Here is a 20514-nt window from a genome sequence, read left to right as displayed (position 1 = left end):
TGTGCAAAAAGAAGATAAAATCGTTGTTATTAGGGGTATTGTAGGAGTTATAGCTGGTATAATTTCTTTTATTTTAGTAAGTAATGAAATTATAGCCTTTATTGTACCTTTAATTGCTTATGTAGTATCAATTCTTATATTTCAATTATACAAGTTTGATCAATTTGGTAAATGGGATATGTTTGGAAGAGGAGTATTGATACTCTTTTCTGCTTGGTTTTTAATATTTTTAATACTATATAACATTTGATGCAATCACAAAAGTTCATAGTAGATGCAATGTTAGGTAAGCTTGCTAGATGGCTTAGAATCTTAGGATATGATACACTATATAGTAACACCTATGAAGATTGGAAAATATTGAAAATTGCTGAGGAGAATGACAGAATAATTATCACTAGAGATAGGGGACTATGTGTTAGAGCAAGGAAAAAAGGTTTAGAATGTTTTTTAGTATATCCAACTGAGGATTTTATAGATATTTTAACTAAACTTGCAATTAAATATAAAATTGATTTAAATGCCGACCCGAATTTTAGCAGGTGTACAGAATGCAATGGAGTTTTAGAGAAAATAGATGAAAACAGATGGAAGTGCACTAAATGTGGAAAAGAGTATTGGAAGGGTTCACATTGGAGGACGATAGAGAATATTCTTATTAGGGCAAGGAGTAAAATAAAAAATAATGAGTCAAGAGCAATTAGTAGTGGTTAATGAATTAGATGAAAAGATTGGTAAGCAACTTATAAAGATAGCAAGAGATTCTATAGCTAATAGATTAGGTTTACTTAAAGTTAATTTGGAGGAATATTTGAAGTCATTTGAAGAATCAAGATTAAATAAAAAAGGTTTAGCATTTGTTACGCTTGAAACTTATTATGGTAGCTCCTCCTCATTAAGGGGATGCATTGGCTATGTTGAAGCTGTTGCTCCCTTAAAAGAAATAGTATCGAAGGCTGCTATTGCTGCTGCCTTCTCAGATCCTAGGTTTCCTCCCTTAAGAAGAGAGGAATTTGATAATATAATTATTGAAGTTACAGTATTAACAAAACCGCAAGAAATTAACGTAGAGAATAGATGGGATCTGCCAAAATATATTAAAGTTGGAGAAGATGGACTAATAGTAGAATATGGAATACTTTATAGCGGTCTGCTTTTACCACAAGTTCCTATGGAATATTGTTGGGATGAAGAGACATTTTTAGCCGAAACTTGCATTAAAGCTGGTTTAGACCCAGATTGTTGGTTAAATGATAAGGTAAAAGTAAAGAAATTTCAAGGAATTATATTCAGAGAAGTAGAGCCTAAATCCGAAAAAATTATTATGATAAAACCTAGTGAAGTAAAATGTAAGAAAGAAGAAATGCTATTATTATGATAGATACATTTTTATTTAACTGTGTTAATTATCAATATTAGCGTGAAAAGCATGGAAGAGGAATTTGCAGAACTTTTTACAGATGAAGTTAAGCAAGCTCTTGTTGATGCACTCAAAGATATGAAGAACCCAGTAGATATCTATGTGTTTATTGACTCAAAAGATCAGCATTGTCATTATTGTGAAGTAACTAAAAAATTCTTAGAATTCATGAGTGATGCTGCTCCTAAGAGCTCTGATGGTAAAAGTTTAGCTGTTGTTCATGTAGTTGATAGAGCTGATCCTAATTCCAGTGAATTATTTAAAGACTTCAGAGTTGAAAGAGTACCTACTGTAGCTTTTATGAAAGGGTATCTAAGGTGGACTGGAGCTCCATTGGGTGAAGAAATTAGAGCATTAGTAGAGACTGTGGTTAGGTTATCTTTAGGTGAGAGTGGTTTAAGCCAAGAGACTATAAATGCAATTAAAACTAAGCTTAATGGTTATGTAAAAATTGAGACTGTAGTTACTCCTTCTTGTCCATATTGTCCTTATGCGGCATTAATGGCTCACATGGTAGCATACGAGGCATGTAAAGCTGGTAAATGTAATGTGGAATCTGATGTAGTAGAAGCATATGAGAATCAAGATATAGCAGAAAAATACCAAGTTATGAGTGTACCAACTGTAGCAATTAACGAATCAGTAGAATTTATTGGAGTACCATATGAGGAGAATTTCATTAACTCGTTATTGGAAAAGCAAAAGTTATAATAGGTCAATTTTTTAGCGTATTATTTCTAATTATGAGTTAATGAAGATTATTTACATTAAGTTAACAGATGAAGAGTATAAAGAGTTAGAGGAAAGAGCTAAGAAAGAAGGTTATGTTTTAATAAACGATTACATAAAGTCCGTATTACTTTCTGGTTCACCTACTATAACAACAAATAACATTAATGTAAATGACCTAGTGGCTCAAATTAGTTCTAGATTAGAAAGAAAAGTTCAAGATTTAATTAATCCATTTACTGCACAGATAGAGGATTTAAAGAGAAAAATTGCAGAAGTAGTTGAGAGAATAGATGAAATTGAAGCCAAAGTAGAGGGTCAATCTTCAAAAGAAAAAGAAGAGCAAAAACCTATACAAACACAGAAAAAACCAGCTTATGAGCAAAGTAAAAAAGAAGGTGAAAAGAAAACAGCAATAGAAATTCTTAATCAGCAAGGAGCTTTATTTGAATCAGAATTAAGGCTTAAGAATGCCGACGCATTTTTCAATAAGTTAGAAAGAGAAGGGGCAAGAATAATCTACACAGAAAAAGAAAGAATAGCTCTATCACAAGAATTTTTCAACAAGTTTTTGGAAAAGTTAAAAGAAATAAAAACTCCAGACCCAGCTGAGGCTGAAAGTAAGTTAGACCAGAAAGAGGCAAAGCTTTTCAAAAGATTAGTTAGTGAAGGATTAATCATTTTTGATGGAGAGACAAAAAGTTGGAAACCTCTGTTTTGAACTTTGGTAAAGTTACTCCTCTTTGTCCTTGATATTTTCCTTGATATGGATGTTCTACGGGTGTTAATGTTCTGGCAAAAATTAAGTGAATGAATCTTGTTCCTTTTCTCAGTTTTATAGGAAATGATGAACCAACAACCTCTATTGTTATTTGTCCTTTAAATCCAGCATCAACTATTGTTGGTGGGATGAATAAACCAAGCCTTGCAAATGAAGAACGTAAATTTACAAAAGCCATAACATCTGATGGTAGTTCAACATATTCTTCAGTCGTTAGCAAAACGTGCTCATAAGGTGAAATGATGAATTCTTCTCCTTTTTCAATTTTGAAGAATGAAGGATCTGGGTTATCTGGATCGAAGACTTTGTCTGTTTTCACGAATCTTGCTATTTCATCACCAACCCTTAAATCGATTCCATTTTCCCTAACAGTATCATCCCTTAAAGGATCAATTTTAATCCATCCTTTTTCCAGATAGTATTTTAGGTCCCTATCACCAAGAATCATTATTATATGATATATATTGCGTAAATATTTAAGGAATAGGACTAATCAGAGTAACTCTGATTCTTCACCTTTCTGAATTGCCGGGTTTTCATCACTGTATTATATCGTCAAAGCTATAAATATAAAAGTTCAGCTAAAATATTTTAATGTATGGAGTTTAAACTGATTGCTGAATATTTTGATAAACTTGAAAAGATATCTTCACGACTTCAACTTACTGCATTATTAACTGACCTTTTTAAGAAGGCTGACAAGAATGTTATTGATAAGGTAGTATACCTAATTCAAGGCAAATTGTGGCCAGATTTCTTAGGTTATCCAGAGCTAGGGGTAGGCGAAAAATTACTAATTAAAGCTATTTCAATAGCAACTAACGTTAAGGAAGAAATTGTAGAAGAACAACTTAAGACTATTGGTGATTTAGGAGAAGTGGCAATGAGGCTTAAGAAAACCCCGCAGTCCGCATCAATCTTAAGTTTTCTTGGGGCTCAGACTACTGAAGGATTAACTGTTGAGGAGACTTATGATGCTTTGACAAAAATAGCTTTAGCCTCTGGAGAAGGAAGTAGGGATATAAAAATAAGATCTTTAGCTGGGTTATTAAAGAAAGCTTCTCCTTTAGAGGCAAAATACATAGTAAGATTTGTTGATGGAAGACTTAGAGTAGGGATTGGTGATGCAACGATAATGGATGCGCTTTCTACTGCATTTACTGGCAGCGTATCTTATAGATCACTTATTGAAAGAGCATATAATTTAAGGGCTGATTTAGGTAATATAGCAAAGATTATTGCTCAGCAAGGCGCTGAGGCTTTAAAGGATATTAAACCACAAGTTGGCATACCTATTAGACCAATGTTAGCTGAAAGGTTAAATGATCCCACAGAAATTTTAGCAAAAGTAGGAGGAGAAGCATTAGTAGATTATAAATATGATGGTGAAAGAGCCCAGATTCATAAGAAGGATAAAGAGATTTATATCTTTTCAAGAAGATTAGAAAATATTACTAAAATGTATCCAGATGTAGTGGAATATGTTAGAGAATATATAAACGCCAATGAAGTGATTATAGAAGGAGAAATAGTAGCTGTTGATCCAGAAAGTAATGAAATCAGACCATTTCAAGAACTTATGCATAGGAAAAGAAAGAATGACATACAAGAAGCTATAAAGGAGTATCCAGTGAATGTATATTTATTCGATTTAATGTATTATGAAAATGAAGATTACACTATGAAACCATTACCCGAAAGAAGAAAGAAGTTAGAGGAGGTAATAAAACCTAATGATAAGTTACATATCGCTCATCATATTTATACTAATAACGTAGATAAATTAACGGAATTCTTCTATGATGCTATAAGTAATGGGGCAGAAGGCGTAATGGTAAAGTCAATAGCAAAAGACTCAATATATCAAGCGGGTTCAAGAGGCTTCCTTTGGATAAAGCTGAAAAGAGATTATCAAAGCGAGATGGCAGATAGCGTTGATTTAGTTGTTGTTGGTGCGTTTTATGGTAGAGGAAAAAGAGGAGGGAAGTTGAGTTCATTGCTTATGGCTGCTTATGACCCAGAGACTGATACTTTCAAAACAGTTTGCAAAGTTGCTTCCGGATTTAGTGATGCAGAATTAGATGAATTGCAAAAGAAATTAATGGAAATTAAATTGGATAACAAGGATCCCAGAGTCGATTCAGAATTAGTCCCAGATATATGGGTTGAACCTAAATATGTAGCTGAAATTATCGGAGCAGAGATTACGTTATCTCCAGAACATACATGCTGTAAAGGTATGGTAACTAAGGATGCTGGATTATCGGTTAGATTCCCTAGATTCATAAGATGGAGAGATGATAAGAGCATTGAAGATGCCACAACACCTAAAGAAATCTATGAGATGTATAAATTAAAATTGAAAAAGAAAGAGGAGACCCCGCAGAGTGATGAAGCTTAAGGAATTATTAAACTAAACTTCATATACTAATTATTCCAAAAATAGATAGTGTTTGACATATTAGATAATGGTGCAATTTTATTAGGGAAGAATTTCACTATTGATGGTCATTTTAGAAGATTATTTAGAGTATTGACTCACTTTCATTCTGATCATTTAAACGAATTAGACAAAAGTATAAAGGAATGTGCAAGCATAATTGCTACTCCAATTACGTTGGATGCAATATCAGTTTTAGGTTATACTGTCCCAAAGCATAAAAGAATAGACTTAGAGTATGGTATAACATTAGATGTTGTGAATGAAAAGATTAGATTAGAAAAAGCTGACCATATAATGGGTGCATCACAAGTAGTAGTGAATACTGATGGTATAGAAATTGCATATACTGGTGATTTTAAGAATCCCGGTAAAGGTACTCCTATTTTGAATCCTGATGTTCTTGTGATTGATGCTACTTATGGGAGTCCATTACACAAAAGACCTTATAAAGAAGAGGCAGAAATGCTATTTTCTGATTATATTAGAGATGCATTAATACAAGGTCCAGTAAGGATATACGCATATTATGGCAAAATTCAAGAGGCTATGAGGATATTAAGACAATTTAACGTAGATGCCCCATTTATAGTCTCTGGAAAAATAAAGGATTTAACTAATGTTGCCATAAAGCATGGAATAAGGATTGATAATGTTTTTGAAGAGAAAAGTAAAGAAGGAAGAGAAATTATGAAAGACGGATGGTATATTTCTTTTCATCATGTCACAAACTTTAAAAATAGGGATAAAACTGCGACAAATTTTTTGTTGGATGGTTGGGTCCTAAAGGACTTTATTAGAAGAGTTGATCAAAAATCATTCATAATAGGTTTAAGTAGTCACGGAGATTTTGATGACACTATTTATTATATTGATAATACTACTGCTGATATTATTGTAATTGATGGAAGTAGAAGTAAGTTTGCAAGAGATTTATTTGAGTTTGGTAGAAAATACTTGCCTAAAAAGACCTTTATAGTTTTGCCAAGAAGTGTTTAGATAACTAAATTTTCACTTAATAGTTTATTCTTGGTAAATCTATCTGGTGAGAATATACTAAGCATAGGATCTTTTTTATTATCAGCTATAAGGTCAGCCATTATTTTACCAGAGTAGGGGGCAAACATCATTCCATGTCCACTGTATCCAGCATCGATATACAAACCTTCTGGCCATGATTCGCTAAACCCCATAATATGAGAATGATCTGGTGTCATTTCATAATAACCACTCCATCCTCTTAATATTCCGATCCCTTGAATGTCTTTAACTAGTTCTTTAAGACTAGTGATGAATTTGCTCATTTCAGAAATAGAATTCGTAAAGGGTAGGAATCCTCTTTGAGTCTTACTTTCGTTTCCACCAATAATTTCTCCCTTTAGGGTTTGTGAGAAATAAATTTCATTATCTATAATGAGGGGTTTTATGAAATATTTAAGAGGTTCAGTAATGAATATTTCTTTCTTTTCTGGTTCAATATATGATGGATAATTTAACTTTTGTAAGATTTCTCCACTCCATGCTCCTGCAGTAATAACTACCATATCTGCTTCAATTGTTTTCCCGGATTCTGTTTTTACACCTTTTACTTTTCCATTACGTGTTAAAATCTCTGTCACCTTGTCATAAATAACCTTATATACGTCTTTTATTTCTATAAAATAACTGTATAAAATGTAGTCATGATGAAAAGCACCGTCTTGTGGAGCATAATAACATAAAGTATCAACGTTCAAGTAATGGAATTCTTTACAGTCTAAGAATCTTCCACCAACTCCTTTGCTTTTCCAAAAAGAATCTAATTTTTTGAAAGCTGAAATTTGCTTCTCATTCCGTAATATCCAAAGGTAACCTGTTCTGTATATAATAGAATTTAAGAATAATACCTTACTTTGTGATATAAGATATGGGATAGCTTTTAGTGCATAATTTACATTTTCTTCACTGTAAAAATGATATCTAAATCTAGCTGCATTACGACTACTTGACCCATATCCTATTCTTTTCATTTCAATTATTGTTACGTCTTTAAGTCCTTTCTTCTTTAAATGGTAAGCTAGACTAAGTCCATGAGCACCGGCTCCTATAATCACTATCATAAACTCACCGGATACAAAGGTGATCTAAATGAAATCAATGTATTACTTTCCGTTAGACTTCCTGCTAAATAACTGCATACCTTACCTTGGCATACTCCCGTACCTAAACCAGTTATTCTTTTTATTCCTTCTACGTTATTGAATCCCAATTGTATTGCAAAAGACACGTCTTCTAGATCAAGATCTTCACACTCACATACCATTCCGGAATCTCCAAATAAATATGGAGATTTTTCTTGTGTAAGACTGTCTATTAATCCTGGTTCATATTCCTTTATCACTCTTTGATCTAGAGAGTTAATTCCACTAAGATAACTCACATACTCATCCATAATTCCTAAAGTCCCACCTATTGCCTTTATAGCTTCGTTACTCTCTGGTTGGTAAATGTGTAAAGATCTATTAAACTTATAGTTTAATCCAATATTGTATGTAACTTCAATTCTAGGTTGTTTAGTAACAGAAAAGACTACTAATTGTCCTTGAATAGTTCTACCATCTTTTGTTATTACTTTTATCCCATCTTTGTTTCTCTTTATATCTATAATATCATCATTTACTATCTCTATCCCTTCTTCTTCTATTAACTTTTTATAGAAATTAGACATAATTAATTTAATTCCTTTAGGATAAATTATCGTAGCTTTTTTTGCATTTAATGCAGTCCTAGCAGTTATATTGGTGAATCCTAAAACTATAATATTATTATACTTATCTTTTAGTCTTTTTAAATACAACTCCCTAGAAACTATGCCTTGAATAAAGTTTTTCTTAAAAATGGGTCTTAATGTTCTTCCACCTACGCCAATTATGATCTCTTTAGGATTTACTAATAAGTAATTATAGTCAGTTTCAAAGAGTAATCCTTCATCAAATTTACCTATAAAATTTCCATTAATTATTCTGCTCTCGTATTCTTTTACTTTTTCCTTCATTTTGGAGAGTAATTCTTCTCTCTCAATTTCTGGTATTAAGCTCTCATCAAATTCAATATCTCCTAGGATTTCACGAGTTATTAATAAAGAATTCTTATCTAAAGCAGATAAGCCAGAAGTTCCTCCACCTATAATTAATCTTTCTACTTCTATCCTTTTAATCTCCTTCTTCTTATTTTCAATATATCTATCTGGTAATTTTTGAAATTTTGATAGTGTGATAGAAAGTTTTCTGACAATGAAGTTTTTGTGAAATAACTTTACGTTAAATGGTAATCTTATGTATGAATTTTCAATGTGTGATGTATCTACTATATTTATCTTTTTTCCATTTAACATAATTTCAACATGAGGTAAACCAGGTTCAATGTAACTGATACCTATAACTCTTCTTTTTCTTTTGCTAACTATTGTTGAGATGTCCATACTTTTCTACTAATGTAATAATTGGCTTTCCATCCATTTTAACATTTATTATATTAAAGAGTTTAAGAATTGTTGGTGCTATATCTATTATTTTAGCATTTAGTATTGTTTTTCTTATTTTCATTTTTTTATCATGAACTATAATAATGCCGTAAAGATCATCTTTTCTAAAATAACCGTGCTCTCCAGAAGTCATTTTATAGTATTGAACTTTCTCGATCACATTCATGTCTTTTTTAACAAGGCTACTTATACCATATTTTTCCTTTATTCCAGTAATATAAATATCACCCTCTCTATCATTAGCTGGTGTCTCTTTTGCTACTATTGATGTAAAAACTCTTTCATTAGTATCCTCATCTGATAGATTCTCGAGATTTCTTACAATATATCTTACTAGTTTTGGAAATTCTCTTGATGAGACAATTCCTTTTTTCTCTCTGTTTTTTAAGTTTATTCTAATTTGTCCACCTCCACCATAATAGGCTTTGGTTTTACTCCAGTCAATTTCTTCGTTTTCGTTTATTTTTAATACATTAATTTTTTCTAGGAATTTATTTATAAAAATTCTTTTTTCTATCTGTGCTATACCATGATCAGAACAAACAAATACTATATCTGCATAGTCTAATTGATTTTTAATAAACTCATCAGCCATTTGATAGCCTTTAACTATATACTCAAAGGCTTTGTCGTCATTAACACCATATAGTAAGTGTTGTAAATTATCTACTATGGGTAAATATGTAATAGCGAAATCCCAGTTCGTATTCTCAAGTAAAAAAATTGTATAATTAAGAAAGAATGAGTATGTAAGTTCAATAGTTTTAATATATTCATCAAAGGTAATCATTCCCTTGTATAATGAATGATAATCTCCATCAAGTATCATACCATGCTTAGTTACAATATTGTTCCAAACCTTATCCTGTAATTCAATATTATTTCCCCATTTATAATTAAAGAAACTTATTGGAGTAACATAGACGTTATCTTTTCTAGCGTGAAGAAATACTGCTCCTTTTAACTCCTCTTTACCACATTTACCAATTATTTGAATTGGTTCACTCCATTCTCCTTCCTCTAATTCTATTTCTTTTTCTCCACTAGGGCTAGGATAAACAATTAAGTATTTTGAATTTCTTTTTTCCGACAGCCAGACGAAACCTAGTATTTTATTTTCCCCTTCAGTAATTATTTTTGCATCACTACACTTCTTCATCTTACTTTTATATGGATCAAACAAAGTAACATCATTTATTTTCCATTTATCTGGCAATGCTTGAGGATTAGAAGTTACTGTCACTTTGTATCCATGCTTTCCTAAATATACCCAAATAGGATCTGATTTTAAACCCTCACTACTAAATGCTGAAAGTGGAGCTGATAAAGAACGTCCTTTTATAAATATTTTAGGTGCTGTAATTCCATTATGTTCTGGTAAGTTCCCAGTAATTAAAGAAGCTATTGCAATAGGTGTAAGAGAAGGAAAAACAGACTCAAGTTTTCCATAAAAACCTGACTCTATTAACTTATTAATAGTAGGTAATCTATCTTTTATTTTCTCTACTACTTTATAGGATGCCCCGTCAATAACTATCAATAGTACTTTCAAAGTTACTCACTATGTACTTTTTTATCTACTTCGTCTCTTACCTTTCTTGGCATTATGAGATTTATATGATCTCTCTTTATGTTTCCTTTTTTATCTACACTTATGGCAAATTCATAAAGGCCTTTATCATTTTGAAATTTCCCGTAAATGTCATATCTATCCTTAAATGATTGATAAAATTTTATTTCGAGAGAATTTATATCAAAGTCTCCTACTAACTTTCTTAAGGTAGAAATGGTTAATGATTTTATTTCCTCACTCATCACTTACACCCAATTCTTTCAATAATTTTAAGATGCCTTTCATATCATGCTCTTTTGCTTCATATATATTTTTCTTATTTACAAGCACTTTAGATGTAGAGGGTCCTATACTTATAATAATTTGACAATCTCTTATAAAGTCTTTTACCAAGCTAGCAATATAAGAACTTGTTAATACAATAACATTAACCTTACAATTTTCTATCAGTTCTTTTGCTTCCTTAAGTTTTTCCTCATTAATTTCTAGTGTATAATCCGCTATTTGTTCTATGCCTAGGCTCTTATCTATTGCAATTAAGCTTCTTACTAATAATGGTTGTTTAACCTTAGTTTTCATCAAGTTAATAAGATTTTCAACAGTAAAATCCGAAGGTATTATAACATTTTCTAATCCCTTATTTTTTATAGCCTCTGCTGTTGTAGGACCTACAGCAAATAAGATTTTATCATATAGTTTATCAAAATCTTTAAAACAGTTAACTGCATTTATACTGGTAAAACCTATTCCATCTATATTGTCTAAATTGACTTGATATGGTAAGCATTTAGGTTTAAGCAAACTTATGTGTATAAAATTTTTGTTTGGGGGTATAAAAGAACCTTCTGGTCTAAGGAATAAGACCTTCATTTTTAATTTCCTCTAAGAATTTTCTTCCTAATAATTCTCCTACATTAGGAGAGGAACTATTAAAATATTCTTCAACTGTAATCTTTTTTTTGCCAATCGAAGTACTTATAATACCATGCATTACTTCATCTTGTTTTTCAAAATAAACTCCAATGGGAGAATGACATCCCCCACCAACTATACTTAAGGCTTTTCTTTCAGCTAATGCTACTTCTAAAGTATTATAATCATTAATCTCACTGAATATTTTCCTTAATTTATCATTGTTCTTTTTCCCTATGACTACTATTATTCCTTGATTAGCTTCAGGTGTAAATAATCTTGGGTCTAACCTATAGTAGTTTATCTTTTCCTCTAACCTAATTAATGAAGCTTCTGCAATTATTATTCCATCATATTCTCCGGAAAAGTACTTTTTCAGCCTAGTATCTATATTTCCTCTTAGATCCTTAACTGTAATATCTTTTCTATAAAAATTTAAAAAATTCTTCCTTCTAATGCTACTTGTTCCTATAACGCTTTGAGGTTCGAGATCGAAAATATTTTTCTTAGACACAAGAACATCATATGGAGGGTCTCTTGGTAATACAGCATATATCTCAAGATCGGGAGAAATTTCCGAAAGTATATCCTTCATGCTATGAACAGCAACATCAGCTTTCTCTTCCAAAACTGCTTGATTAACTTCCTTTTCAAAAACTCCTTTACCTAATTTTAATAAAGGCTCGTTTTGAAAAAGATCAGCCTTAGTTTTAACCTCAATAAATTCTGTTTCAATGCCTAGTTTATTTAATGCCTCTTCTACTTTTCTAACCTGAATTCTGCTTAACTTACTACCTCTTGCTGCTATTCTAACTTTCAAATTTCGTTCACCACTTTTCTAAAGGCTTCGATTGTTATGTTAATTACTTCATCAGTATGTGCAGATGAAGTAAATATTGTTTCAAACTGACTTGGTGGAATAAAGACTCCAAGTTTCAACAATTTTTCATGTATCTTTATATAAAGCTCTCTATTAGCTAATCTAGCGTCATCAGCATTAGTAACTTTCTTTACCCCAATAAAGAATTGGAACATACTTTGTATTCTATTTATAGTAAACTCGAGATTTTTTCTTGAAAATAAAGCATTAAGTTCATCAGATATTTCTTTAGCAGCTTTGTTTGCTATATCATAAGCGTTTGTAGTTTCTAAGACTTCAATCGTTGCGACACCTGCAGTCATGCTTAAAGGATTAGCATTAAACGTACCAGCATTAAATACTTTGCCACTTGGTGTTAGATTATCTATAATTTCCTTCTTACCAGCCACTGCTCCAATTGGTAAACCTCCACCAATTATTTTTCCTAGAGTTGTTAAGTCTGGTATTACGTTGAAATAACCTTGAGCACCGCTTAATCCCAATCTAAAACCCGTAATTACTTCGTCAAATATAAGAAGCGAATTATATGCCTTAGTGAGTTCTCTCAATCCGTTTAGAAAATCTTTGTCTGGTAAGATCACTCCCATATTTCCCATGACTGGTTCTACTATAACACCAGCTATTTGTTCGGTTTTCAGAGTTTTTTCCACGCATTCTAAGTCATTATATTTACAGAGAACAACTGTATTCAGTATTGAAGTGGGTATTCCCCCAGATATTAAAACATTATATTCAGATGCGGCACTACCAGCACTAACTAATGCATAATCATGTGCACCGTGATAATTTCCATCAAATTTTAAGATCTTTTCTCTTTTCGTATATCCCCTAGCTAAACGAATTGCTAACATTGTTGCTTCAGTACCACTATTAACAAATCTAACTTTTTCTGCTGAGGGAATATGAGATCTAATTTTTTCTGCTAGTTCTATTTCTTTTTTGCTAGGAGTACCATAAAGCCAACCTTTATCTATCTGTTCTTTTATCTTTTCTTTTACATATGGATTTGCATGACCTAATATTAGGGGTCCATAACCTAATACATAATCGACTAGCCTTTGACCATCTACAGTATAAAGAAATGCGCCCTCTCCTTTTTCAACATAAAAGGGATAGGGCTTTACTGCAGCTCTTACTGGACTATTTACCCCTCCAGCAAATAACTCTAAAGCTCTTCTCCAAAGAATCTCACTCAAAACGGTACACCTTCTTTTATCCAATTAGCTATATCTTTTGCATAATACGTAATAACCAAATCAGCTCCAGCTCTTTTTATTGCTGTAGTTATTTCTAATACAGCAACTTTTTCATCTATCCAACCGTTTAAGGCTGCTGCTTTTATCATACTATATTCTCCACTAACGTGGTAAGCAGCTAATGGATATTGAGGAAAAGTTGTCTTAACTAACCTTATGACATCAAGATATGTATGAGCTGGCTTCACCATGAGTATATCTGCTCCTTCTTCTATATCTAAACTTGCTTCTTTTAATGCCTCATATGCATTTCTGGGATCCATTTGATATCCTCTTCTATCCCCAAAAGCAGGTTTAGAATAAGCAGCATCTCTAAATGGTGAATAGAAAGTCGACGCATATTTAACGCTATACGACATTATAGCAACATCATTGAATCCAGATTCATCAAGCGCTTTTCTTATAGCTCCCACTACTCCATCCATCATTGATGAAGGTGCAATAATATCAGCTCCAGCCTCTGCTTGACTTACAGCAATCATTGCATGTACTTTTAGGCTTTCATCATTATCAATACAAAGTTTACCATCTTTTTGAGTTATAATACCACAATGACCGTGAGAAGTATATTCATCCGTGCATTCGTCAGTAATTAAAAGTATCTTATCACCAAAAGTTTCTCTTAATAACCTTAATGAACGCTGTATTACACCATTTTTTGCATATGCTGAAGAGGCAAAGTCATCTTTATATGAAGGGATTCCGAATAGAATAAAATTGCGTACACCAGTGGAATAAACATCTTCCACATACTTTATTAGGTGTTCATTTACTGGATATCTATAAACTCCTGGCATGCTATCTATCTTTTCTGGCTCATTGATAGTCTCTTTTATAAATATAGGCTGTATTAATCCGGAGATAGATAGTGAGGTTTCGGCAACAAGATCTCTTATTAGTTTACTTTTTCTCAGTCTTCTCGGTCTTAGGGTCGGAAATGTTACCATTGCTTAATATTTCGAAAATGTTACTAATGTAGTTTGCCATATCTTCATTTTTTCTAATGTTTTCAAAAAGTGGTGAAAAGATTTTTTTGAGCATAGAGTTAGTCATCCTATCAATTATATTCTTTATTTCTTCTTTGTTGTCAATATGTTTTAAAATCTCTAAATAGGCTCTTTCTGCTTCACTTTCTCTAATATCTTCTATTCTTTTCATGAATTTTGATATTAATCTATTTTGATTATATTTTATGATTTCATTCTTAAAATTCTCTATCTCTATTTGAATTAACTGCTCTGCCTTTTGGAGACTTATTTTCTTAAGTTCTAATATCTTTTCTGACATTGTTTTCAAATTCTCAAGAGTAATTACATTATTTCCTTCAACAACTGTAGGGATGGATAAATCAACCACTAACTTAGGTCCGGGCAAATTAATTTTCTTATCATAGTAGATTGCTACAAATACTATATCGAAGTTGTTTACTTTATTAAAATCTAATGATTCTGCCACAAAACCATATTTTTTAGCTACTTCTAATGCTTTTTCATATGTTCTATTAAATATTACAACATCTTTAGCTCCTTCATTTTTTAACATTAAAGCTAATTTATCTCCAATTTCTCCTGCACCTACAATTGCAATTCTTGAATCTGAAAAGTTAGCCATATGCTTTGCGTAATCTATCGCTAAAGCATAAACTCCGGTTTTGCCTTTTGAAATTTCAGTGCTTTGCCTTATTCTTCTACCAACTTTTATGGCATTTTCAAAAAGGAAACTTAATTTTTCATCACTTAACCCCATCTTCTTACTTTTGTCTATGCTTTCTCTAAGTTGTCTTAAAATTTCGTATTCTCCTATTGCTAAAGAATCTAAACCAGCGGCTACCTCAAATAAATGTTTTACTGCTTCCTCTCCTTTTAGTACTATTGCCTCTTTACTTATTGGCTTTCCATGAATCTCGTCAATTTTTTTGAGGAATTTATCGACTCCATTATCCTCATAAAAGTAAAGATATGTTTCAGCTCTATTACATGTCTGAACAACACTTATCTCTCCATCTATAATATTCTTCAATGTTAACAAATCTTGATCCTTTACATAATGCTCATAAAGTTTACTCAATCCTACCGTTTTATATGTATATACTATTGCAGCATAATTGTTAATATTAATAGATTCTCTATCACTCATTTATTATCACCTTTGCTCTATTTATTGCTTGTTCAATTTTTCCTTCGTTTACATAATTTCTAAATATTTCATCATTAAATATTTTACTATAATATGTAAATCTCTTACTAGGATCTTTGATCTCGTCTTTCAGAAGATCTTTTACATCTCCCATAGCTTCAATTAGATTGTAAATGGCATTATTAGAAAGGATATTTTCCCTTATAAGTTCTAGGACATATTTTGAACTTAAACTAGACTTACCAAAAGTAGTAACAGCTATTGATAATTTATTATCTGTATAATAAATGGGAACTATAAAGTTTGATTCTTCAGGATTGGTTGGGTTATTACAAAGTTTTCTTAGTTGTTTGGCTTTGCTACAAAGTTTACTATTAAGTACTTTGTCATTTGTTGCTGTAACAATGATATCAAATCTTGATAATAACTCCTCTGATAGCTCGTTTGCATTTTCATTTAAAAGATTTATTTTATCTTGATTTTTGAGTAATTCATCACTAAATGAAAGGCTAATTACTGTAACTTTTGCCCCATGTTCAGCAAAGCTAATAGCTCTTTTAGTGCCTACTTTACCTCCACCTATAATTAAAACATTAAAATCAGCTAGATTAAGATATATTGGAATGAAAATGTCAGTGTCCACAAATATCATTATAAAATTATTTAATTTAAAAGCTATGTACATGAAAATATTATTAAATCAGAACCACTGATCAAGACCAGTCTGGCGAGAAGCACCCTTTGCTTCTCTTTTTGCTTTAGATAATCTTTCTATTCCATTTTTAACTCTCTCCTCATTAAAGTCATGGGATTTGACTAAAATGTCTATGATTCTGTTATTGTCACAATCACTTAATTCTAAGTTTTCTTTTGGTTCTATCACTTGTGGCTTTAAGAAAAGCGATCTTATTTCTTCTATGTTAAAATTAACTTTAATTTTAGGTATTTCTCCTTTTTCGATGGCTTTTTCTAAACTTCCATATTTCTTTATGATTCTATATGCAGTTTTTACTCCATATCCTTTAATTCCATCAGGGTTATAATCAGTTCCTATAATTAAACCTATGTCAATTAACTGTTCTCTTGTAATACCTAACTTTTTCAAGAGATTATCTAACTCAATTAATTCTGGTTTTATTTCAACATACACATCTTTCCCTGGAAGTTTTCTTTTTCCAGTTAGTGTAAGGTTTCTTACTAATCTTTTAGCTCCAAAGAGAAGTGAGTCATAATCCTGACTAGCTGCTGCCCAACTTAAACCTAATGTATTTATATAAGCAGCTTCTGCTTCTCCTTCAGAAGGCGCTTGAACTATTGGAATTCCCATAGCTTTTAATAACTCTTTACTTTCTTCTGCCATTTCGTTTGTGAGTCTTATACTCATTTGAGCATATTTTCTTGCTTCGCTCTTTTCTACTCCTTCCTCAGTTTTTATTTGTTCTAACTTTTTCTCGGCTTCTTCTTTTATTTTTCTTCTTCGTTCTAATTCTTGGCTTTTTTGCTCTGGTGGTTTTCCGTCAAAAACATAAATAGGTATAATACCTTCTTCTAAAATACTGATGGTTCTATAAAACAAACCATTTAAATGACTAGTAACTCTTCCTTGGCTATCCATTAATGGTGTTCCATCTGGCTGTCTTATTGCAGCTAAAAACTGATAAAGAGCATTATATGCATCTATACTAACTTTTTTTCCCTTAAGTTCAGCAATTGAAATTTCTCTTTTAACATCTTCAACAAGATCAGCAAGATCTACTCCTATTCCTTTTCACCTATATAATTAATCATTCTGATATTCTCTTTTATTAACGTTACTGTAATAAGGCCCCTAATTTCAAGCTTCATTAAAGCTTTTAAAAAATCAGAAAAAGATATCTCATAATTTACGCTCTTTTTAACTTCTTTGTATAAATCTTCATCTGTTATTGGAGCATTTCTCTTCTTTAAAATCTCTAAAATAACGTAATGTAATGGAACTTCTCTCCACATTATCTTCACGTGAAAGTACTTGGTTTTAGATTAGCTCTTGGCAATTGTTGTCTAGCTTTTTCTAGCCAGTTCTGATAGAATTGTATCATATCCATTGTAACTGATGGTCTTACTTTCTTTAATGCTATGTCGAAATGTTTTCTTTCAACTAATACACCTTTTCCTTTCATGCATTCCTTTACAATTTTATCTCTGCACTCATTATCATTCTTCTTGCAACTATCATCAGCTTTTTTCATGCACTCTGTCATCTCTTCTCTTATTGCTCTTAATGTTGCTTCTCTCACTAATGCTGCTAAGTCCGCTCCAGTGTATCCTTCAGTCCTTTCACCTAACTCATCCAGAGTAATATCCTCAGCTAATGGAACATTCCTAGTATGAACCTTCAAAATCTCAACCCTAGCCCTCTTATCTGGCGGAGGAACATAAATCAACCTATCAAACCTACCAGGCCTCAACAAAGCAGGATCAAGAATATCAGGCCTATTAGTAGCAGCAATAATTATGACATTTTCAAGTTTTTCTATTCCGTCCATTTCTGCTAGTAGTTGGTTTACTATTCTTTCTGTTACTCCACTATCTGTTGATAATCCTCTCATTGGTGCTATTGCATCTATCTCATCAAAGAATATTACTGTTGGTGCTGCTTGTCTAGCCTTTCTAAATATTTCCCTAATTGCCTTCTCACTCTCACCAACCCACTTCGATAATATTTCCGGACCCCTAACAGCAATAAAATTAGCACCACTCTCAGTAGCAACAGCCTTAGCCAACATAGTCTTACCAGTACCAGGAGGACCAAACAACAAAATACCCTTAGGTGGTTCAATTCCTACATTTTCATAAGCTTCTCTATATTTTAATGGATATTCTACTACTTCTCTTAGTTCTTCTTTAACTTCCTCAAGGCCTCCAATATCAGTCCAATGCACTTCTGGAACTTCAACATAAATTTCTCTTAGTCCGCTAGGTACTATATCTTTAAATGCTTTTAAGAAGTCATCCATATTTACTTCCATTTTTTCTAAGATTTCAGGTGGTATTTTATCTTGGTTTAAGTCAATTACCTGCAAATATCTTCTTAATGCATTCATTGCTGCTTCTCTTACCAGTGCAGATAAATCTGCGCCAGTATATCCATGAGTCATTTCAGCTAGTTTTTCTAAATCTACGTCTTTCGATAATGGCATATTTCTAGTATGGATTTGAAGTATCTCAAGTCTTCCTTGCTTATCTGGTAAAGGTATTTCTATTTCTCTGTCAAATCTTCCAGGTCTTCTTAAAGCTGGATCTACAGCATTAGGTCTGTTAGTTGCTGCTATAACTATAACATTTCCTCTGCTTTCAAGACCATCCATTAAAGTTAGCAATTGTGCAACAACTCTCCTTTCTACCTCTCCTATTACCTCATCTCTTTTTGGAGCTATAGCGTCAATTTCATCAATAAAAATTATGGCAGGTGCATGTTTTTTAGCATCTTCAAATATCTCTCTTAGTCTTTGTTCGCTCTCTCCATAAAATTTACTCATTATTTCCGGGCCATTTATAGACGTAAAATATGCCTCTGTCTCGTTAGCAACTGCTTTAGCTAATAATGTTTTACCCACTCCAGGAGGACCATATAATAAGATTCCCTTAGGTGGTTCAATTCCTAATCTCTTAAATAATTCTGGGTGTTTTAATGGGAGTTCAACCAATTCTCTAATTTTCTGTATAATATGTTTCATGCCACCAATGTCTTCATAAGTAACTCTTGGATATCTAGCCTGTTCAGCTGGTTTTTCAGAAATTGTTATACTAGTCTCATCAGAGACAATGACAACCCCTTGTGGTCTAACTTGTACTACTGTGAATGGAATAGCTTGGCCCAAAACTGGGATAAGAACAGTATCTCCTTCAACTAATGGATAATCTTTTAGTTTTTTCTTAACATAAGATATAAAACCTGGATCAACAGTAATTGAGAAATTAGAAGGAGCTAACTTTACGCTAGTTGCAACTTTGGGGGAAGCTTTTCTCACAATGACTTTATCTCCAATAGAAACACCCGCGTTCTTCCTCGTTATCCCGTCCATTCTAATTATATATTTGTCTTCTTCTTCTAGGACGTCTTCTGGAGACAAAGGCCATGCTATCGCTGCTGTTTTTCTTTGTCCTTCAATTTCGATTACCTCTCCAGGATTAACACCAATTTGATTTAGTAAGTCAATGTCTACTCTTACTTTTCCTCTACCTACATCTTTCTGCTTTGCCTCAACTACTCTTAATATAAGCTCCTTCTTACCAGAAGGAGGAATTTCAGCGCCAGCACTCAACTCTATCTCCAAAATATGTATATAAATAATGTGGTATAAGAACTTAAAGTATAATTAATTTAAAAACCTAATCTTGTTACACCAACTACTTCAGCATGACTAACTCCTTGGATTCCGTTTATTATTTCTTCTAGTGCGTCAGTACCACCTTCTACGTTTTCAGGCATTTGCACATAAGCAATTAGCGCTTTTAAGCCATATGCAATAGGCTCTGTTTCTTTTCTAACTAATTTATATCCTTGAGGTAGTTTCTTTCCTATTTCTTCATATAGATTATCTAAGTTTACTTCATCACTTTCTGGGAACACTTTAACTATTACTAATACGTCTGTCATGTTTTCACCTCAAGGTCCTTCAAATCCACATTTAGGACATGTATAAGTTACTATGTGTTTTCTACAATAATAGCATCTTCTGATTAAGATTTCTCCGCAGTTAGGGCAATAGAATTCTACGCCTTTCTCTCTAGGATGTATTATCTTTCCGCAGCTTGAACACACTGGTGGTTCAATTTCCTCTCTTAAGCTTAATCTGAAATTTAGGCTCATTGTATTACATAG

At 32.2% G+C, this 20514-nt stretch carries 23 protein-coding genes; 7 read left to right on the top strand and 16 right to left on the bottom strand.

What is annotated here, in order from left to right; translation table 11 throughout:
* The first annotated feature begins 1 nt into the window (after position 1).
* From ACAM25_RS05995 to ACAM25_RS05975, 5 genes are read left to right on the top strand one after another with little or no spacing between them, the layout of a single operon-like run.
* On the top strand, positions 2-250 hold the full coding sequence (locus ACAM25_RS05995; protein WP_369611409.1) for a hypothetical protein: 249 nt from the start codon (positions 2-4) through the stop codon (positions 248-250).
* Positions 250-714, top strand: coding sequence for a DUF5615 family PIN-like protein (locus ACAM25_RS05990; RefSeq protein WP_369611408.1), 465 nt, complete (start codon positions 250-252; stop codon positions 712-714). Before ACAM25_RS05995 ends, ACAM25_RS05990 begins: the two co-directional genes overlap by 1 nt.
* Entirely contained in the window at positions 686-1378 is a 693-nt protein-coding gene (locus ACAM25_RS05985) for a TIGR00296 family protein (RefSeq protein ID WP_369611407.1), read from the top strand. Before ACAM25_RS05990 ends, ACAM25_RS05985 begins: the two co-directional genes overlap by 29 nt.
* Positions 1379-1429: 51 nt before the next feature.
* Positions 1430-2131 (top strand): thioredoxin family protein, encoded by a 702-nt coding sequence (locus tag ACAM25_RS05980; RefSeq protein ID WP_369611406.1) that lies wholly within the window; start codon positions 1430-1432, stop codon positions 2129-2131.
* A gap of 40 nt (positions 2132-2171) precedes the next feature.
* Positions 2172-2870 (top strand): hypothetical protein, encoded by a 699-nt coding sequence (locus ACAM25_RS05975; protein WP_369611405.1) that lies wholly within the window; start codon positions 2172-2174, stop codon positions 2868-2870.
* On the opposite strand, the gene dcd is transcribed toward ACAM25_RS05975, so the two are convergent.
* On the bottom strand, positions 2827-3378 hold the full coding sequence (dcd, locus tag ACAM25_RS05970) for a dCTP deaminase (RefSeq protein WP_369611404.1): 552 nt from the start codon (positions 3376-3378) through the stop codon (positions 2827-2829). The genes ACAM25_RS05975 and dcd overlap by 44 nt on opposite strands.
* A 150-nt stretch (positions 3379-3528) precedes the next feature.
* Between dcd and ACAM25_RS05965 the strand changes: the two genes are divergently transcribed.
* A complete protein-coding gene (locus ACAM25_RS05965) occupies positions 3529-5331 on the top strand; it encodes an ATP-dependent DNA ligase (RefSeq protein WP_369611403.1) in 1803 nt (600 codons plus the stop codon).
* 48 nt (positions 5332-5379) lie between these two features.
* A complete protein-coding gene (locus ACAM25_RS05960) occupies positions 5380-6369 on the top strand; it encodes an MBL fold metallo-hydrolase (protein ID WP_369611402.1) in 990 nt (329 codons plus the stop codon).
* Here ACAM25_RS05960 and ACAM25_RS05955 read toward each other — a convergent pair.
* The 15 genes from ACAM25_RS05955 to ACAM25_RS05885 are packed head-to-tail and all read right to left on the bottom strand — an operon-like array spanning position 6366 to position 20502.
* The gene (locus ACAM25_RS05955; RefSeq protein WP_369611401.1) at positions 6366-7469 is read right to left on the bottom strand and encodes an NAD(P)/FAD-dependent oxidoreductase; all 1104 of its coding nucleotides are present in this window, start codon (positions 7467-7469) and stop codon (positions 6366-6368) included. The genes ACAM25_RS05960 and ACAM25_RS05955 overlap by 4 nt on opposite strands.
* Positions 7466-8830, bottom strand: coding sequence for a (2Fe-2S)-binding protein (locus ACAM25_RS05950; protein WP_369611400.1), 1365 nt, complete (start codon positions 8828-8830; stop codon positions 7466-7468). The genes ACAM25_RS05955 and ACAM25_RS05950 overlap by 4 nt, the downstream gene beginning before the upstream one ends.
* The gene (locus ACAM25_RS05945) at positions 8808-10445 is read right to left on the bottom strand and encodes an alkaline phosphatase family protein (RefSeq protein WP_369611399.1); all 1638 of its coding nucleotides are present in this window, start codon (positions 10443-10445) and stop codon (positions 8808-8810) included. The genes ACAM25_RS05950 and ACAM25_RS05945 overlap by 23 nt, the downstream gene beginning before the upstream one ends.
* Before the next feature lie 2 nt (positions 10446-10447).
* Positions 10448-10708 carry a hypothetical protein gene (locus ACAM25_RS05940; RefSeq protein WP_369611398.1) on the bottom strand — a complete coding sequence of 87 codons (261 nt, stop codon included), beginning with the start codon at positions 10706-10708 and terminating at the stop codon, positions 10448-10450.
* Positions 10701-11336, bottom strand: coding sequence for a uroporphyrinogen-III synthase (locus ACAM25_RS05935; protein WP_369611397.1), 636 nt, complete (start codon positions 11334-11336; stop codon positions 10701-10703). Before ACAM25_RS05935 ends, ACAM25_RS05940 begins: the two co-directional genes overlap by 8 nt.
* Positions 11317-12198 carry a hydroxymethylbilane synthase gene (gene hemC / locus ACAM25_RS05930; RefSeq protein WP_369611396.1) on the bottom strand — a complete coding sequence of 294 codons (882 nt, stop codon included), beginning with the start codon at positions 12196-12198 and terminating at the stop codon, positions 11317-11319. Before hemC ends, ACAM25_RS05935 begins: the two co-directional genes overlap by 20 nt.
* On the bottom strand, positions 12195-13478 hold the full coding sequence (hemL, locus tag ACAM25_RS05925) for a glutamate-1-semialdehyde 2,1-aminomutase (RefSeq protein WP_369611395.1): 1284 nt from the start codon (positions 13476-13478) through the stop codon (positions 12195-12197). Before hemL ends, hemC begins: the two co-directional genes overlap by 4 nt.
* Entirely contained in the window at positions 13451-14461 is a 1011-nt protein-coding gene (gene hemB, locus ACAM25_RS05920) for a porphobilinogen synthase (protein ID WP_369611394.1), read from the bottom strand. Before hemB ends, hemL begins: the two co-directional genes overlap by 28 nt.
* Entirely contained in the window at positions 14415-15650 is a 1236-nt protein-coding gene (locus ACAM25_RS05915; RefSeq protein WP_369611393.1) for a glutamyl-tRNA reductase, read from the bottom strand. Before ACAM25_RS05915 ends, hemB begins: the two co-directional genes overlap by 47 nt.
* Positions 15643-16302: a bifunctional precorrin-2 dehydrogenase/sirohydrochlorin ferrochelatase gene (locus tag ACAM25_RS05910; RefSeq protein WP_369611392.1), complete on the bottom strand. Its 660-nt coding sequence runs from the start codon at positions 16300-16302 to the stop codon at positions 15643-15645. The genes ACAM25_RS05915 and ACAM25_RS05910 overlap by 8 nt, the downstream gene beginning before the upstream one ends.
* A 48-nt stretch (positions 16303-16350) precedes the next feature.
* Positions 16351-17412 carry a flap endonuclease-1 gene (gene fen / locus ACAM25_RS05905; protein ID WP_369611618.1) on the bottom strand — a complete coding sequence of 354 codons (1062 nt, stop codon included), beginning with the start codon at positions 17410-17412 and terminating at the stop codon, positions 16351-16353.
* On the bottom strand, positions 17409-17639 hold the full coding sequence (locus tag ACAM25_RS05900; RefSeq protein WP_369611617.1) for a hypothetical protein: 231 nt from the start codon (positions 17637-17639) through the stop codon (positions 17409-17411). Before ACAM25_RS05900 ends, fen begins: the two co-directional genes overlap by 4 nt.
* A gap of 5 nt (positions 17640-17644) precedes the next feature.
* Entirely contained in the window at positions 17645-19954 is a 2310-nt protein-coding gene (locus ACAM25_RS05895) for a CDC48 family AAA ATPase (RefSeq protein WP_369611616.1), read from the bottom strand.
* Between the two features lie 59 nt (positions 19955-20013).
* Complete coding sequence (locus tag ACAM25_RS05890; RefSeq protein ID WP_369611391.1) at positions 20014-20289, bottom strand: elongation factor 1-beta; 276 nt, start codon at positions 20287-20289, stop codon at positions 20014-20016.
* 9 nt (positions 20290-20298) lie between these two features.
* Positions 20299-20502, bottom strand: coding sequence for a zinc finger domain-containing protein (locus tag ACAM25_RS05885; protein WP_369611390.1), 204 nt, complete (start codon positions 20500-20502; stop codon positions 20299-20301).
* Positions 20503-20514: the final 12 nt, after the last annotated feature.

It is taken from the genome of Sulfurisphaera javensis (assembly GCF_041154675.1).
In the GTDB taxonomy this organism is placed as follows: domain Archaea; phylum Thermoproteota; class Thermoprotei_A; order Sulfolobales; family Sulfolobaceae; genus Sulfurisphaera; species Sulfurisphaera javensis.
This window is presented reverse-complemented; position numbering and strand designations above follow the sequence as displayed.